Genomic DNA, 15453 nt, shown 5'->3' on the forward strand with positions numbered 1-15453 from the left:
CAACACGCTTCGCTTAAGATGCGAACAATTCCTATTTACACATGGTTGTCGCCGTGACACGTCGTTTGCCTTCTTTTTTCGTTGTTCCGGCTCGTCCATGAGACGCCAGCTTGTTCGCCTGCATCGCTGGTTCGGCGTCGGCATCGCGTTGTTTCTGTTCGTCGCGGGTCTGACCGGCGCGATCATCGCGTGGGATCACGAACTCGATGCCGCGCTCAACCCGTCGTTTTTCAAAGCGCGCACGGCCGGGACGGCGCTGTCCGGGCTGGAGTTAGCGCGGCGCGTCGAAGCTGCCGATCCGCGCCTGCAGGTGACCTATTTGCCGCTCGCGGCCGAGCCCGGCCAAACGCTGCAAATGATGGTGCTGCCGCGCACCGATCCCGCCACACACAAGCCCTATCCGCTGAATTTCAACCAGATTGCCGTCGATCCCGCCACCGGCGACATTCAGGGACGCCGCGAATGGGGCGCCTTCTCGCTCGCGCGGATCAACCTGATCCCGTTCATCTACAAGCTTCATTACACGCTGCATTTGCCGTTCGCCGGCGGCGTCGACGTCGGCACCTGGCTGATGGGCAGCGTCGGAATCATCTGGCTGTTCGATAGCGTGATCGCGCTATGCCTGTCGTTTCCGAGCGTCAAGGCGTGGCGCAAGTCGTTCGCGTTTCGCTTCGGACGCGGCGGCTATGCACTCACGTTCGACCTGCACCGTTCGGGCGGCGTATGGATCTGGGGCCTGCTGATGATCGTCGCGGTGACGTCCGTGTCGATGAATCTGTCGGCGCCGGTTGTGCGGCCGGTCGTCGCGTTCTTTTCGACGCTCACGCCGAACCCGATCAACAACCCGGAGATTCTGCGTGCGCCGCAACCGCGCGACCGCGTGCTGAGCCGCGAGCGCATCGTGCAGCTCGCGCAACAGGCCGGCAACGCGCGCCGCCTCAAGGTGCCGCCGGGCGGCGTCTACTACGCGGAAGTCCTGCACGCATACGGCGTCGGCTTCTACGAGACGGGCAACGATCACGGCGACCTGGGCTTGGGCAACCCATGGATGTACTGGGACGCGGCCACCGGCAAACTGCTCGGCGCGCAGATTCCGGGCAAGGGCACGGCCGGCGACATCTTCATGCAGGTGCAGTTTCCGCTGCACTCGGGGCGCATCCTCGGCCTCGGCGGACGGATTCTGATTAGCGCGGTGGGCATCGCAGTCGCCGTGCTGAGCGCGACAGGACTGCTGATCTGGCTGAAGAAGCTGAATGCGCGCCGCCGCCCGGCGCAGAACACGAAGAAGCCGCAAAGCCCGGCGACGCGAACCGCCGCCAGGACGCCGGCGCGGTCCGAGGCCGAGATTGCGCCGGAATAACCGGCGCCTTCGGGTTGCTTAACGAAACACCACGGTCTTGCTGCCGTTCAACACGACGCGATGCTCGACGTGCCACTTGACCGCGCGCGCGAGCGTCACGCATTCGACGTCGCGGCCAATCGCCGTCAGTTGCTCCGGCGTCATGCTGTGGTCCACACGCTCGACTTCCTGCTCGATGATCGGGCCTTCGTCGAGATCGGTCGTCACGTAGTGCGCGGTGGCGCCGATCAGCTTCACGCCGCGATCGAACGCCTGGTAATACGGCTTCGCACCCTTGAAGCTCGGCAGGAACGAGTGATGAATATTGATCGCGCGACCGGCGAGCGCTTCGCACATCTTCGGCGAGAGAATCTGCATGTAGCGCGCGAGCACGACGAGATCGGCCTGATGCTCGTCGATCACTTCGAGCACGCGCGCTTCCTGCGCGGCCTTCGCTTCCGGCGTGCCGCCGAGCAGCGGGAAGTGATGGAACGGAATGTCGTAGCTCGCGGCGAGCTGATAAAACTCCTTATGGTTCGAGATGATCGCCGGAATCTCGATGTTCAACTGACCCGTGCGGTAGCGAAACAGCAGGTCGTTCAGGCAATGACCGATCTTCGACACCATGATCACGACGCGCGGCTTGACCGACGCGTCGTGCAATTCCCAGTTCATGCCAAATTGCTCGGCGAGCGCCGCGAACGACACGCGCAGCGCGTCGAGTCCGGGATCGCCGCCCACCTGCTGGAAATGCACCCGCATGAAGAACTCGCCGGTGCGGCTGTCGCCGAATTGCGCGGAGTCGAGAATGTTGCTGCCAAGCTCGAACAGGAAGCCCGACACGGCGTGGACAATGCCGGGCCGGTCGGCGCACGACAGTTTGAGGATAAAGCTGTGATCGGTCGACATGACCTGGGTGACTCCCTTCTTCAATGCGTGGTTTGTTCGGTATGGCTGTGTGCGGCGGCAGCGCTCATGCGAATGCCGGCGGCGCGAACAGGGCTTCGATACCCGCGCACGCCTCTTCGTCGATCCAGCGGCGGCGCAGCAGACAATCCAGCGTGGCAAGACTTGCATCGACGGTCAGCGCGCCTTCCTCGATCCAGCGCGCCACTTCGTCGATGCGCGCAAGCCGGTGCTCGCCGACTTCGCCGTCCTGATTGCGCGGCGCGAAATCGGCCGGCAGCGCCAGGTCGTAGATGAAAATCTGTTCGGCCTGTGTGCCTTCTGGCAACGATTGCAGCACATGCGCGGTGCGGCCCGCCACGGCGCGCGCGGCGATCTCTTCGGGAATGCCTGCTTCTTCCCAGCACTCCTTGACGATCGTCGCCGCGACACTGAAGCCCCAACCGATTCCGCCCGCCACCACATTGTCGAGCATGCCCGGATCTGTCGCCTTCGTGTCGCTGCGGCGCGCGATCCATAATTGCGGGGGCCCGCCCTCCGCGCCCTCCGCATATTCTACGACGCCGTTCAGATGCACCGCGTAGGTCATCGTGCCGAAGAAGCGCGACGCCGCACGTTCGATATACGCGAGCGGCGGCGCGTCGAACGCATTGCGGATGGCGTAGGTCTCGTTGCGCCAGCCCGGAATGCGCCCCTCGGCGGCGAGCGCGCCGATCACCGATCCGAGCGCCGCGCTGCGCAAATCCACGCTATGGAAAGCGGCGGCGAGCGTGACACGCGTCCTGTCGATGTCGAACACGTCGGGCCAGCGCGCGAGCGACGGCACATCGCTCGAACGAATCCAGCCGACCTGTTCGGTCCCGATCCAGAACGGCAGATGCGCGTGAACGTCGAAGCGGCGCGCGGCGGTGAGGCACGGCAAGCTCATTCAATACTCCAGACTGTCGGCGGCGGTTATCCATGCGCGCGGCATGCACGCGCCGACTCGTTTGCCCAATCAGTCGCGCAACGCGATCCGAATCCCAAGCGCGATAAACGTCGCGCCCGCAAGGCGGTCGAGCCACACGCCCACGCGCGGCCGGCGCTTCAGCCATCCACCGATTGTCCCCGCGCACACGCCGAACAGCGAAAACACCGCGAGCGTCTGCAACATGAAAAGCGCGCCGAGTTCGAGCATCTGCACGGTGACGCTTTGCGCGCCGCGCGGCTGCACGAATTGCGGCAGAAACACGACGAAAAACAGCGTTACCTTCGGATTCAGCAGATTGCCGAACACGCTCTGGCGAAACACGATCATGAGCGGCTGAGGCGCGCGTTCATGCGCGGCGGCGAGGCCGTGGCTGCGCAGCGCCTTGATGCCGATCCACACGAGATACGCGGCGCCGGCCAGCTTGATCGCCTGAAACGCGAGCGGCGACGAGCGCAGCAACGCGGCCACGCCGAGCGCGGCGAGCGTCGTGTGAAACGTGATGCCGGCCGCAAAGCCGAGCGCGGCAACGAGACCAGCGGCGCGCCCTTGCGAGATGCCGCGCGCGAGCACTTGCAGATTGTCGGGACCGGGCGCCATGGTGATCGCAATCGACGTGGCGAGGAACAGCACGAAATCGGGCATCGTTCTTACCTTCCTGATACGGACGGCGAAAAGAACGCCGCAATGAATTTGCGGCGCGCTCGGCTCAATGACCTTCGAAACTCGTCACCGTGTAGAGCGGCAAGCCGCCACTGGAGAGCAGCTTCGAGCCGCCCAGCTCGGGCAGATCGACAATCGCGGCGCCTTCCACGACGACCGCGCCGAGCCGCTCGAGCAGCATCTTGCCGGCCATCATCGTGCCGCCGGTCGCGATCAGATCGTCGACGATCACCACGCGCTCGCCCGGCTTGCAGGCGTCTTCATGAATCTCGACGGTCGCCGTGCCGTATTCCAGCTCATAGGATTGCGACGCGCGCTTGTAGGGCAATTTGCCCTCCTTACGGATCGGAATGAAGCCGACGTTCAGCTCATACGCGAGAATCGGCCCGATGATGAAACCGCGCGCGTCCAGCCCGGCAATGTAGTCGAGCTTCGCGTCGATGTAGCGCTGCACGAACAGGTCGATCAGCACGCGCAGCGACTTCGGCTCGCGCAGAAGCGGCGTGATGTCGCGAAACTGCACGCCGGCCTGCGGCCAGTCGGGCACGGTGCGAATGTGACTCTTGATGTAGTCGGCCGCATCGAGCGGCGCGCTCGCCAGCGCGTTGGACATGATGTCTCCGGATGGACCTCGCGAGGTCCGATGAAATGCTGAATCAATGATGGCCGCACGGATCGTGCCGCGCTTTTACCTGCCTGCGCTACGCCGCGGCGGCGCCCGCGCGACGGTGCTTCGACAGCCGCTCCTCGGCCTGCGCCAACTGCTCGGGCAAGCCGCGCAACACGACGATGTCGCTCGCGCGCAGTTTGGTGGACGGGTCCGGCTCGACGCCGCGAATGCCGTGCCGGCGAATCGCCGTGACTTCGACACCCAGCTCGAAAAGGCCCAGGTCCGCCAGCGTGCGGCCGACAGCGTCGGCGCTTTCGTCGACGGGCACCGATTGTAGCCGCACCTGTTCGTGGCCGTCGTCGTCGTCGAGGTCGTCGGCGCCGTGGAAGTAGCCGCGCAACAGCGCGTAGCGCTCGTCGCGCATTTCCTCGACCCGGCGCACCACGCGGCGCATCGGCACGCCCATCACGACGAGCGTGTGCGACGCGAGCATCAGGCTGCCCTCGACGATCTCCGGAATCACCTCGGTCGCGCCCGCGGCCAGCAGCTTTTCCAGATCGGCGTCGTCCACAGTACGAACGATCACCGGCAACGTCGGTTCCAGTTCGTGAATGTTGTGCAGCACGCGCAATGCCGAGGGCGTGTTGGCGTACGTGATCGCGATCGTCGCGGCGCGGTGAATGCCGGCCGCGAGCAGCGACTCGCGCCGCCCGGCATCGCCGAACACGACCGATTCGCCCGCCGCCGCGGCCGCCTGCACGCGATCGGGGTCCAGGTCCAGCGCGACGTAGGACAAGCCTTCGTGTTCGAGCATGCGCGCGAGATTCTGGCCGGAACGTCCGTAGCCGCAGATGATCACGTGGCCGCTCTGCTTCAGGCTTTGCGTGGCGATGCGCGTCATCTGCAAGGATTGCATCATCCATTCAGTCGAGGACAGCCGCAGCACGATGCGGTCCGCGTTCTGGATCATGAACGGCGCGGCGAGCATCGAGAGCAGCATGGCCGCGAGAATTGCCTGCAGCAACGTGGCGTCGACGAGATGCTTGTCGAGAATCAGATTCAGCAGCACGAAGCCGAATTCGCCCGCCTGCGCGAGGCCGATGCCGGTGCGCATGGCGACGCCCGGCGACGCGCCGAACAGACGCGAGAGCCCCGTGACCATCACCGCCTTCAGCAGGATCGGACCGATCAGGAAGCCGAGCACGATCAGCGGATGGTCCCAGATGACGCGCGGATTCAGCAGCATGCCTGTCGTGATGAAGAAAAGCCCGAGCAGCACGTCGCGAAACGGCTTGATGTCTTCTTCAACCTGATGGCGGTATGGCGTCTCCGCAATCAGCATGCCGGCGATAAACGCGCCGAGCGCGAGCGACAGGCCGAATTTATCCGTGATGAACGCCGCGCCGAGCGTGACAAGCAGCAGGTTCAGAATGAACAGCTCCTGCGAACGGCGCCGCGCGACCACGTTGAACCAGCGCGTCATGAAGCGCTGTCCCACGATCAGCAGCAGCGCCAGCGCGACGACGATCTTGATCGCCGCGACGCCGAGCGCGTTGACGAGGTCCTTCGAATCGCCGCCGAGCGCGGCGATGACGATCAGAAGCGGCACCACCGCCAGATCCTGAAACAGCAGCACACCGAAGATATTGCGGCCATGCTCAGTTTCGATTTCGAGCCGCTCCGCGAGCATCTTGCTCACGATCGCCGTCGACGACATGGCGAGCGCGCCGCCGAGCGCCACGCTTCCCTGCCACTTGATATGCACCCAGCGCTCGAACACGAAGCCGAACGTGACCGCGACCACGATCGTGCCCAGCACCTGCAGCAGTCCGAGACCGAACACGAGGCGGCGCATGGAGCGCAGCTTCGCCAGCGAAAATTCGAGGCCGATGGAAAACATCAGGAACACGACGCCGAATTCCGCGAGGTTTTGCGCGCCCACCGAATCGGGCACCAGACCCAGCGCATTCGGACCGACGACGATGCCGACCGTCAGATAGCCGAGCATCGGCGGCAGATTCAGAAAGCGAAACACGACCACGCCCGCCACCGAAGCCAGCAGCAGGAACAGCGTCATTTCGAGCGGGGAAATCATCGGCAAAAACGCATGGATGAAGCGTCCTCGTTCGTCAGCGGAACCGTGCACGAAAACGCCGTGCGACAAGGTTGAGGGGCCGTTAAATGGGGCGATGAAGGCAGCGGCTTTGCACAGCAGGCCCGGCGCGGCGAACAAGCGCCTTTGCTATACTTCGCGAATGATAGCGAAAATCAATGGCGACCGGGCGCTCGCGCTCGCTCGCGACGTGCTCGACATCGAAGCGGACGCCGTGCGCGCGCTTCGCGATCAACTCGACGGCGCCTTCGTCGGGGCGGTCGATTTCATCCTGGGTTGCCGTGGGCGCGTGGTCGTCTCCGGCATCGGCAAATCAGGGCACGTGGCGCGCAAGCTCGCGGCTACGCTCGCCAGCACCGGCACACCGGCGTTTTTCGTGCATCCCGCTGAAGCCAGTCACGGCGATCTCGGCATGGTAACGGCCGACGACGTCTTCCTCGCGCTTTCCAATTCCGGTGAAACCGAAGAACTCGTGGCGATCCTGCCGCTCATCAAGCGCATCGGCGCCAAGCTGATTGCCATGACGGGCCGTCCGTCGTCGAGTCTCGCGAAACTGGCCGACGTGCATCTGAATTCCGCCGTCGCCAAAGAAGCCTGCCCGATGAATCTTGCGCCCACCGCCAGCACGACCGCGGCGCTCGCGCTCGGCGACGCGCTCGCGGTCGCGGTGCTCGACGCGCGCGGCTTCGGGCGCGACGATTTCGCGCGCTCGCATCCGGGCGGCGCGCTCGGCCGGCGCCTGCTCACTTATGTACGCGACGTCATGCGCACCGGCGACCAGTTGCCGAAGGTCACGCCCGAGGCCACCGTGCGCGACGCGTTGTTCCAGTTGACGGCGAAGCGCATGGGCATGACGGCGATCGTCGACCACGAGGATCGCGTAAAAGGCATTTTCACCGACGGCGACTTGCGCCGCGTGCTGGAGCGCGACGGCGATTTCCGCGCGCTGCCGATCGCGTCGGTCATGACCGCCGATCCGCGCACCATCGGCCCGGATCATCTCGCGGTCGAAGCCGTGGAACTGATGGAGCGTCATCGCATCAACCAGATGCTGGTCGTCGACGAAGCAGGCAAGCTGATCGGCGCGCTCAACATGCACGACCTGTTCTCGAAGAAGGTGATCTGATGGCTGTCGCGCCCCCTACCGCCACCGAACGCGCGAGCCGCGTGAAACTGATGATTTTCGACGTCGACGGCGTGCTGACCGACGGCGGCCTGCTGTTCACGGCGGAAGGCGACACGATGAAAGCCTTCAATTCAATGGACGGCCACGGCATGAAGCTGTTGCTCCAGGCCGGCATTGAAACGGCGATCATCACGGGGCGGAAGTCGGGCATCGTCGCGGCGCGCGCGAAAGAGATGCATATCACGCACGTGTATCAGGGCATCGAAGACAAGCCGCAGGCGTTCGCGGATCTGCTCAAGGCAACCGGCGTGAGCGCGCAAGAATGCGGCTATATGGGCGACGACTGGGTCGATCTCGGCGTGATGCTGAAGGTCGGCTTCGCGGCGGCGCCCGCCAATTCGCATCCTGAAGTGATCGCGCGGGCGCACTGGGTCAGCGAGGCGCGCGGCGGCCACGGCGCCGCGCGCGAAGTCTGCGACACCTTGCTGCGCGCCCAGCACAAATATGAGGCGCTGCTCGCGGCCGCCTGTAGCGGCGAACAGCGAGGCCTCGTCGGATGAATAATCAGTTTCGCCTGACCTCGCTGATTCCTCTCATCGCGATGGCCGCCCTCGCCGGCATTACTTGGTGGCTTTTGCAAGCCACCTTGCCGCGGCAAAACGAAGGCGCGGTGCGTCCCAAGGAACACACGCCCGATTACTTCGCCGACAACTTTTCGGTTTCCGAACTCGATCAGTCGGGCTCCACGCAATATCGCCTGACCGCGCAGTCGCTGATTCATTACGAAGACGACGAACTGAGCGATCTGGTCAACCCCAAAATGCGTGCGTTCCAGCCTGGCAAGCCGATCGTCACCGCGACCGGCGACACGGGCAAGGTCAACGGCGACGCGTCCATCGTCGATCTGTATGGCAACGCGCGCATCCTGCGCGCGCCCGGCTACGGCGACCCGCAGATGCAAGGCGATTCCGAGCATTTCCGGGTGCTGGTCAACGACGATGTGATCGAGACTGAAAAGCCGGTTAAACTTCAGCGCGGCATGTCGGTGATGACTGCCAGCGGCATGAACTACAACAACGTCACCCGGGTGATGCAGCTCTTCGGCAATGTGAAAGGCGCGATCGCCGCGTCTGAAGCCGGCGGCAGCTCGCCCAAGCAACCCGGGTAATTCACTCCAGGCGTGACTGCATGAACGAATCGTTCCCCCGTTTTGATACCGGCCGCGCGCGCGCTTTGTCCGCGTGCCGCGCCGGACTCGCTGCGCTGATCGTCGCGCTGCCGCTTGCCGGCTTCGCGCCGCTCGCGCACGCCGACCGCGCCGACAAGGACAAGCCGCTGAACGTCGAAGCGGACAACATGACTTACGACGACCTCAAGCAGGTCAACATTTTCACCGGCCACGTGGTCGCCACCAAAGGCACGATCGTGATCAAGGCCGACCGCGTGGAAGTGACGCAAGACCCGCAGGGTTATCAGTACGCAACCGGCACGTCGAGCGGCGGCAATCTGTCGTATTTCCGCCAGAAGCGCGAGGGTCTGGACGAATACATCGAAGGCACGGCCATTCGGATCGACTACGACGGCAAGCAGGATCTGACCACGCTCACCACGAATGCGACCGTGAAGCGCCTGCAAGGGCTCTCGACGGTGATGGACCAGGTTCACGGCAGCGTCATCACCTATGACGGCCAGAAAGATTTCTACACCGCGAAGGCCGGCAAGGATGTCGCGGGCCCAGGCAATCCGACCGGCCGCGTGCGCGCGATGCTGGCGCCGCGCAACGGCGGCGCCGCGCCGCTGAACGGCGCGTCGGCCACGCTCGCGCCGTCCACCACGATTCAGGGAGCGCCGAATCAGTGAGCAACTCCGCGTCCCTTCCCCATCGCAAGCCCGCCGGCACCAGCAGTTCGCTCGTTGTACGTAATCTGAAGAAGCGCTACGGTTCGCGCACGGTCGTCAAAGACGTTTCGCTCGACGTGAAAAGCGGCGAAGTGGTCGGCCTGCTCGGCCCGAACGGCGCGGGCAAGACCACGTCGTTCTATATGATCGTCGGCCTCGTGCCGCTCGACGCGGGTGAAATCGATCTGGACGGCAAATCGATCAGCCTGTTGCCCATCCACAAGCGCGCTTCGCTCGGACTGTCGTATTTACCGCAGGAAGCTTCGGTGTTCCGCAAGCTTTCCGTCGAACAGAATATTCGCGCCGTGCTCGAATTGCAGCACGAGGAAAACGGCAAACGTCTTGGCAAGGACGCCATCACGAACCGCACGGAAGCGCTGCTCGACGAGTTGCAAATCGCGCATTTGCGCGACAATCCAGCGCTGTCCTTGTCGGGCGGCGAACGCCGTCGCGTGGAAATCGCGCGGGCGCTGGCCACCAACCCGAGCTTCATTCTGCTCGACGAACCGTTCGCGGGCGTCGATCCAATCGCCGTGCTGGAAATCCAGAAGATCGTCAAATTTCTGAAGCAGCGCAATATTGGCGTGCTAATCACCGATCACAACGTGCGTGAAACGCTCGGCATCTGCGATCACGCCTACATCATTAGCGACGGCAGCGTGCTGGCAGCCGGCGCACCAAGCGAAATCATCGAAAACGAAAGCGTGCGGCGCGTCTATCTGGGCGAGCATTTCCGCATGTAAGCACACGCGGAACCCGGCGGCGCTTTGCGTGTCCGTCGGCGTTCGTGGTCTCCGTGCCTGTGCATTTTGACCTGGGCGGCTCGCGCCCGGCGTCGTCGAAAGCGAACGCAGATGTAATTGCGAATTCGCAAGGTATCGCGGTCGTGGCAAACTCTCTACAATGAATCTGAACTTGCCATGAAAGCCAGCCTACAACTCCGCCTATCGCAGCATCTTGCGTTGACCCCGCAACTGCAGCAGTCCATCCGGCTGCTTCAGCTGTCCACGCTCGAACTGCAACAGGAAGTCGCAACGGCTATCTCGCAGAATCCGCTCCTCGAAAACGAGGACGACTGGATCGCGAGCCCGCTGCGCGTGGCGGCCGACGGTTCGCTGATCGCGCAGGCGCCTAATTCTTCCGCGCCGCCGGACCAGATGGGCGGCAACGCGTCGTCATCGTCCGGCAGCGCCAGCGAACGCGCCGAGAACGGCGAACCGCAAGGCGTGGACGAGTACAACGGCCTCTCGGGCGACGGCAACGGCGACGCGTCGCAATGGAACCTCGACGACTATGGCCGCTCCGGCAACGCGTCGGACGACGACGACCTGCCGCCGCTGCAAATTCACGAATCGAGTACTTCGCTGCGCGATCACCTGATGGCGCAATTGCGCGTGACCCAAGCCGGTCAGCGCGACCGCGCGCTCATCACGTTCCTGATTGAATCGCTCGACGACGACGGCTATCTCGCCGCCACGCTCGAAGAAGTGCTGGCCGATCTGCCGGAAGAACTTGAAGTCGACCTGGACGAGCTGAACGCCGCGCTCGCGCTGCTGCATAGCTTTGATCCGGCGGGCGTGGGCGCGCGCTCCGCGTCGGAGTGTCTGAAACTGCAATTATTGCGGCTCGAGTCGTCGCCAACGCGCACGCTCGCGCTGGACATCGTTGCCCATTATCTGGAACTGCTGGCCGCGCGCGATTTCACGCGTCTGCGCAAGCATTTGAAAACAGGCGACGACAACCTGCGCGATGCGCACACGCTGATCCGCTCGCTCGAGCCGTTCCCCGGCGCCGCGTACGGCAAGGCCGAAGCGGACTATGTCGTGCCGGACATCATGGTGCGCAAAACGGCCCAAGGGTGGCAGGCAGAACTGAACCCGGAAGTGGTGCCGAAACTGCGCATCAACCATCTGTACGCCAATATTCTGCGTAATAACCGGGGCGATCCGGGCAGCGGGTCGTTACGCCAGCAACTGCAGGAAGCACGTTGGCTGATCAAGAATATCCAGCAACGTTTCGAAACAATTCTGCGTGTCGCGCAAGCCATTGTGGAGCGGCAAAAGAGCTTTTTTGTGCACGGCGAAATTGCGATGCGCCCCTTGGTTTTGCGGGAAATTGCTGATACGCTGGGCCTACACGAGTCAACTGTCTCGCGTGTGACAACCGGCAAATACATGCTCACTCCGTTCGGTACGCTGGAGTTCAAGTATTTCTTCGGGTCGCATGTTTCGACAGATACGGGCGGCGCGGCCTCTTCCACGGCCATTCGCGCCCTCATCAAGCAACTGATAGGAGCGGAAAACGCAAAGACGCCTCTTTCAGACAGCCGCATAGCCGAACTGCTGGCGGAACAGGGCTTCGTAGTCGCACGGCGCACCGTGGCGAAATATCGCGAAGCGCTCAGAATTCCGGCAGTCAACCTGCGCAAGTCTCTGTAGCCCGTCGCCTTCCGTGGCGGGCATTTACCGGCCGCTCCGCAAGTTGGCGGACAGGCCGGCCGATGCGACCTGCCAGAAGTCAGTCACCGGGGGGCGACTCAGGCAAGCCGACAGATCGACCGGACCTACGTCATCGTGCGGAACAAGCGGCCACTAGCTTGGAGAAGCACTATGAATCTGCAGATCAGTGGACACCACCTCGAAGTAACGCCTGCGTTGCGCGAATACGTGATCACCAAACTGGATAGGGTGCTAAGACATTTCGATCAGGTCATCGACGGCAGTGTGGTCCTCTCGGTCGACAACCACAAGGAAAAGGAAAAGCGTCAAAAGGTTGAAATCAACCTGCATCTGAAGGGCAAGGACATTTTTGTCGAGAGCTGTGACAGCGACCTCTATGCTGCGATCGATCTGATGATCGACAAGCTCGACCGGCAAGTGCTACGCCACAAGGATCGCTTGCAAGGCCATCAGCACGAAGCGATCAAGTATCAACCGGCGCCGCAACTTGACGTGCCGCCGCAGTAAGGGAATCTGAAGGTTTACTTCAATTCGCTTATCAGCAAACCGCCCGGAATCGGGCGGTTTTTCGTTTCCGATACCGAAGAAAGAACCTATTACGCATTGATGGCGCGCCGCACCATACGCCGCTGCGCTGTTCTATAATGTTCCGGTTATCATTGGGGTCTAGCTCGCGCGAAGGTGGTCTGCCGGAGTCCTGTGCTTTCGGACTCCAACGTACATCGCGGTGCGCATCAAACGAATGGAACACCAATCAAACGCCCCAGCGAGGAGAACCCAGGCCACGCTTTCGCCTGTCAACATGAATCGTTTAGCCAAATTTCTTCCCCTCGAGAACGTCGTCGTCGGACTATCGGTCACCAGCAAAAAGCGCGTGTTCGAGCAAGCGGGCCTGATCTTCGAGAACCAGAACGGCATTGCCCGTAGTACGGTCACAGACAATCTGTTTGCGCGAGAGCGCCTCGGGTCCACGGGGCTCGGCGAAGGCGTCGCGATTCCGCACGGCCGGATCAAAGGACTCAAGCAGCCGCTCGCCGCGTTTGTCCGCCTGGCCGAACCCATTCCCTTCGAATCGCCCGACGGTCAGCCGGTCTCGCTGCTGATCTTCCTGCTCGTGCCCGAACAGGCCACGCAGCAGCACCTCGAAATTCTTTCGGAAATCGCGCAATTGCTGTCCGACCGCGACGCACGCGAACGCCTGCATACGGAAGAAGACCGCGAATCATTGCATCGCCTGCTCACTCAGTGGCAACCTTGATGCAGCGGCGGCCATCCGCACGCCGCCTACCCGCACGCCTATTCGCCCGCATGCGGGTACAGCCAGCCTTTGCTCACGGTCCGCGTTAATGCGGCCGGCGCTTGGTCCGGCAGCGGCCCACACTGGAGTCACTGACTCATGGATACGTCCAGCATCAACGCCCAGAGCATTTTCGACGACAACGCCGCCACGCTGAAACTGAGCTGGCTGACAGGGCATGAAGGCTGGGAACGCGGCTTTTCTTCGGAATCGGTCGCCAATGCCACGTCGAGCGCCGACCTCGTCGGCCACTTGAACCTGATCCACCCGAACCGGATTCAGGTGCTCGGCGACGCCGAAATCGACTACTACAAGCGCCAGACCGACGAAGACCGTTCGCGCCACATGGCCGAGCTGATCGCGCTGGAACCGCCGTTTCTGGTGGTCGCGGGCGGCGTCGCCGCACCGCCAGAACTGGTGCTGCGCTGCACGCGCTCGTCCACGCCGCTTTTCACGACGCCGATGTCCGCCGCCGCAGTCATCGACAGCCTGCGTCTTTACATGTCGCGCATTCTTGCGCCGCGGGCGACGCTGCACGGCGTGTTTCTCGACATCCTCGGCATGGGCGTTCTGCTTACCGGCGACTCGGGCCTCGGCAAGAGCGAGCTCGGCCTGGAGCTTATCAGCCGCGGCCACGGCCTTGTGGCTGACGACGCTGTTGATTTCGTGCGCCTCGGTCCCGATTTCGTCGAAGGCCGCTGCCCGCCGCTCCTGCAAAATTTGCTGGAAGTGCGCGGCTTGGGCCTTCTCGACATCAAGACGATTTTCGGTGAAACCGCCGTGCGCCGAAAAATGAAGCTCAAGCTGATCGTGCAACTGGTGCGCCGTCCTGACGGTGAATTCCAGCGGCTGCCGCTGGAAAGCCAGACCGTCGACGTCCTCGGCCTTCCAATCAGCAAAGTCACGATTCAGGTTGCGGCCGGCCGCAACCTTGCCGTGCTGGTCGAAGCCGCCGTGCGCAACACGATCCTGCAATTGCGCGGCATCGACACCTTGCGCGACTTCATGGATCGCCAGCGTCTCGCCATGCAAGACCCGGATAGCCAGTTTCCCGGCAAGCTGATCTGAGTCCGTTGTTCATGCCGCGCAGTCGCTGCCGCGTGTCGGCGGCCGGCTGCGGGTACGCATGCAAGGCCCAGATGCTATGATGAAACGGACCGATTTCACGACTCCATGCGCATAATCCTCATCACCGGCATATCCGGCTCCGGCAAGTCCGTCGCGCTCAACGCGCTCGAAGACGCAGGCTATTACTGCGTCGACAATCTGCCGCCGCGCTTTCTGCCCGAACTGGCCGCCTATCTCGCGGAAGACGGACACGAGCGGCTCGCCGTCGCGATCGACGCGCGTTCGAGCGCCTCGCTCGACGACATGCCTGCCATGATCCGCGGCCTGTCGGGTGCTCACGATGTACGCGTGCTGTTCCTCAATGCCAGCACACAGTCGCTGATTCAACGCTTTTCTGAAACGCGCCGCCGCCATCCGCTGTCGGGCTCGACCGCGCACGACGCGGACGTCGGGCTGCTCACGTCGCTCGCCGAAGCAATCGAGCGCGAACGCGAGCTTGTCGCGGGCCTTGCCGAGTTCGGCCATCAGATCGACACCAGCAATCTGCGCGCGAACGTGTTGCGCGCATGGGTGAAACGCTTTATCGAGCAGGAACATGCGGGGCTCGTGCTGATGTTCGAGTCGTTCGGCTTCAAACGCGGTGTGCCGCTCGACGCCGATTTCGTCTTCGACGTGCGCACGCTGCCTAACCCGTACTACGATCATGAATTGCGGCCCCTCACGGGTCTCGACAAACAGGTGGTCGATTTCCTCGACGCCCTGCCGGTCGTGCATGAAATGATCGACGACATTCAGAAGTTTCTCGCCAAATGGCTACCGCATTTCCGCGACGACAATCGTAGTTATCTGACGGTCGCGATTGGTTGCACGGGCGGCCAGCATCGCTCGGTGTTCATTGCGGAGACGCTCGCCGCGCGTCTCGCAAATTCGGCGAATGTCATCGTGCGGCACCGCGACGCACCGGTCGAGGCCGGCGCGTCATCGAAGTTAGTGGCTTAACCGGCCG

The 15453-nt window shown here is 63.1% G+C and carries 16 protein-coding genes; 11 read left to right on the plus strand and 5 right to left on the minus strand.

Annotation, left to right across the window (positions count from 1 at the left end):
* Window positions 1–97 precede the first annotated feature (97 nt).
* Window positions 98–1360: a PepSY-associated TM helix domain-containing protein gene (locus tag VOM14_RS22375; protein WP_327630938.1), complete on the plus strand. Its 1263-nt coding sequence runs from the start codon at window positions 98–100 to the stop codon at window positions 1358–1360.
* Window positions 1361–1378: 18 nt separating this feature from the next.
* Here VOM14_RS22375 and purU read toward each other — a convergent pair whose 3' ends face one another.
* From purU to VOM14_RS22400, 5 genes are all read right to left on the minus strand, one after another.
* Window positions 1379–2248, minus strand: a complete 870-nt coding sequence (gene purU / locus VOM14_RS22380; RefSeq protein ID WP_327630939.1) for a formyltetrahydrofolate deformylase — start codon at window positions 2246–2248, stop codon at window positions 1379–1381.
* Window positions 2249–2312: 64 nt separating this feature from the next.
* Window positions 2313–3173: an NUDIX hydrolase gene (locus tag VOM14_RS22385; RefSeq protein ID WP_327630940.1), complete on the minus strand. Its 861-nt coding sequence runs from the start codon at window positions 3171–3173 to the stop codon at window positions 2313–2315.
* A 69-nt stretch (window positions 3174–3242) separates the two neighbouring features.
* On the minus strand, window positions 3243–3857 hold the full coding sequence (locus VOM14_RS22390; RefSeq protein WP_327630941.1) for a LysE family translocator: 615 nt from the start codon (window positions 3855–3857) through the stop codon (window positions 3243–3245).
* Between the two features lie 64 nt (window positions 3858–3921).
* Window positions 3922–4488, minus strand: a complete 567-nt coding sequence (locus VOM14_RS22395; protein WP_327630942.1) for an adenine phosphoribosyltransferase — start codon at window positions 4486–4488, stop codon at window positions 3922–3924.
* Between the two features lie 88 nt (window positions 4489–4576).
* A complete protein-coding gene (locus VOM14_RS22400) occupies window positions 4577–6580 on the minus strand; it encodes a cation:proton antiporter domain-containing protein (protein WP_327631075.1) in 2004 nt (667 codons plus the stop codon).
* A gap of 160 nt (window positions 6581–6740) precedes the next feature.
* On the opposite strand from VOM14_RS22400, the gene kdsD reads away from it, so the two are divergent.
* The 10 genes from kdsD (at window position 6741) to rapZ (ending at window position 15446) form a co-directional block, all read left to right on the plus strand.
* Window positions 6741–7724 carry an arabinose 5-phosphate isomerase KdsD gene (kdsD, locus tag VOM14_RS22405; RefSeq protein WP_327630943.1) on the plus strand — a complete coding sequence of 328 codons (984 nt, stop codon included), beginning with the start codon at window positions 6741–6743 and terminating at the stop codon, window positions 7722–7724.
* Window positions 7724–8284 (plus strand): KdsC family phosphatase, encoded by a 561-nt coding sequence (locus tag VOM14_RS22410; protein ID WP_327630944.1) that lies wholly within the window; start codon window positions 7724–7726, stop codon window positions 8282–8284. Before kdsD ends, VOM14_RS22410 begins: the two co-directional genes overlap by 1 nt.
* Window positions 8281–8892 carry an LPS export ABC transporter periplasmic protein LptC gene (gene lptC, locus VOM14_RS22415; RefSeq protein ID WP_327630945.1) on the plus strand — a complete coding sequence of 204 codons (612 nt, stop codon included), beginning with the start codon at window positions 8281–8283 and terminating at the stop codon, window positions 8890–8892. The genes VOM14_RS22410 and lptC overlap by 4 nt, the downstream gene beginning before the upstream one ends.
* 20 nt (window positions 8893–8912) lie before the next feature.
* Window positions 8913–9584 carry a lipopolysaccharide transport periplasmic protein LptA gene (lptA, locus tag VOM14_RS22420; protein ID WP_327630946.1) on the plus strand — a complete coding sequence of 224 codons (672 nt, stop codon included), beginning with the start codon at window positions 8913–8915 and terminating at the stop codon, window positions 9582–9584.
* Window positions 9581–10366: an LPS export ABC transporter ATP-binding protein gene (gene lptB / locus VOM14_RS22425; RefSeq protein ID WP_327630947.1), complete on the plus strand. Its 786-nt coding sequence runs from the start codon at window positions 9581–9583 to the stop codon at window positions 10364–10366. The genes lptA and lptB overlap by 4 nt, the downstream gene beginning before the upstream one ends.
* A 177-nt stretch (window positions 10367–10543) precedes the next feature.
* On the plus strand, window positions 10544–12061 hold the full coding sequence (locus tag VOM14_RS22430; protein ID WP_327630948.1) for an RNA polymerase factor sigma-54: 1518 nt from the start codon (window positions 10544–10546) through the stop codon (window positions 12059–12061).
* Window positions 12062–12232: 171 nt separating this feature from the next.
* On the plus strand, window positions 12233–12589 hold the full coding sequence (hpf, locus tag VOM14_RS22435; RefSeq protein ID WP_327630949.1) for a ribosome hibernation-promoting factor, HPF/YfiA family: 357 nt from the start codon (window positions 12233–12235) through the stop codon (window positions 12587–12589).
* A gap of 235 nt (window positions 12590–12824) precedes the next feature.
* Window positions 12825–13340, plus strand: a complete 516-nt coding sequence (locus VOM14_RS22440; protein ID WP_327631076.1) for a PTS sugar transporter subunit IIA — start codon at window positions 12825–12827, stop codon at window positions 13338–13340.
* Window positions 13341–13478: 138 nt separating this feature from the next.
* A complete protein-coding gene (gene hprK / locus VOM14_RS22445) occupies window positions 13479–14447 on the plus strand; it encodes an HPr(Ser) kinase/phosphatase (protein ID WP_007179412.1) in 969 nt (322 codons plus the stop codon).
* A 105-nt stretch (window positions 14448–14552) separates the two neighbouring features.
* On the plus strand, window positions 14553–15446 hold the full coding sequence (rapZ, locus tag VOM14_RS22450) for an RNase adapter RapZ (RefSeq protein WP_327630950.1): 894 nt from the start codon (window positions 14553–14555) through the stop codon (window positions 15444–15446).
* Window positions 15447–15453 lie beyond the last annotated feature (7 nt).

Source organism: Paraburkholderia sp. MPAMCS5, assembly GCF_036016995.1.
GTDB lineage: Bacteria > Pseudomonadota > Gammaproteobacteria > Burkholderiales > Burkholderiaceae > Paraburkholderia.

Coding starts and splice junctions, on each gene's coding strand:
- VOM14_RS22375 (WP_327630938.1), top strand. CDS start 98: ATGAGACGCCAGCTTGTTCGCCTGCATCGCTGGTTCGGCGTCGGCATC.
- purU (WP_327630939.1), bottom strand. CDS start 2,248: ATGTCGACCGATCACAGCTTTATCCTCAAACTGTCGTGCGCCGACCGG.
- VOM14_RS22385 (WP_327630940.1), bottom strand. CDS start 3,173: ATGAGCTTGCCGTGCCTCACCGCCGCGCGCCGCTTCGACGTTCACGCG.
- VOM14_RS22390 (WP_327630941.1), bottom strand. CDS start 3,857: ATGCCCGATTTCGTGCTGTTCCTCGCCACGTCGATTGCGATCACCATG.
- VOM14_RS22395 (WP_327630942.1), bottom strand. CDS start 4,488: ATGTCCAACGCGCTGGCGAGCGCGCCGCTCGATGCGGCCGACTACATC.
- VOM14_RS22400 (WP_327631075.1), bottom strand. CDS start 6,580: ATGATTTCCCCGCTCGAAATGACGCTGTTCCTGCTGCTGGCTTCGGTG.
- kdsD (WP_327630943.1), top strand. CDS start 6,741: ATGATAGCGAAAATCAATGGCGACCGGGCGCTCGCGCTCGCTCGCGAC.
- VOM14_RS22410 (WP_327630944.1), top strand. CDS start 7,724: ATGGCTGTCGCGCCCCCTACCGCCACCGAACGCGCGAGCCGCGTGAAA.
- lptC (WP_327630945.1), top strand. CDS start 8,281: ATGAATAATCAGTTTCGCCTGACCTCGCTGATTCCTCTCATCGCGATG.
- lptA (WP_327630946.1), top strand. CDS start 8,913: ATGAACGAATCGTTCCCCCGTTTTGATACCGGCCGCGCGCGCGCTTTG.
- VOM14_RS22430 (WP_327630948.1), top strand. CDS start 10,544: ATGAAAGCCAGCCTACAACTCCGCCTATCGCAGCATCTTGCGTTGACC.
- hpf (WP_327630949.1), top strand. CDS start 12,233: ATGAATCTGCAGATCAGTGGACACCACCTCGAAGTAACGCCTGCGTTG.
- VOM14_RS22440 (WP_327631076.1), top strand. CDS start 12,825: ATGGAACACCAATCAAACGCCCCAGCGAGGAGAACCCAGGCCACGCTT.
- hprK (WP_007179412.1), top strand. CDS start 13,479: ATGGATACGTCCAGCATCAACGCCCAGAGCATTTTCGACGACAACGCC.
- rapZ (WP_327630950.1), top strand. CDS start 14,553: ATGCGCATAATCCTCATCACCGGCATATCCGGCTCCGGCAAGTCCGTC.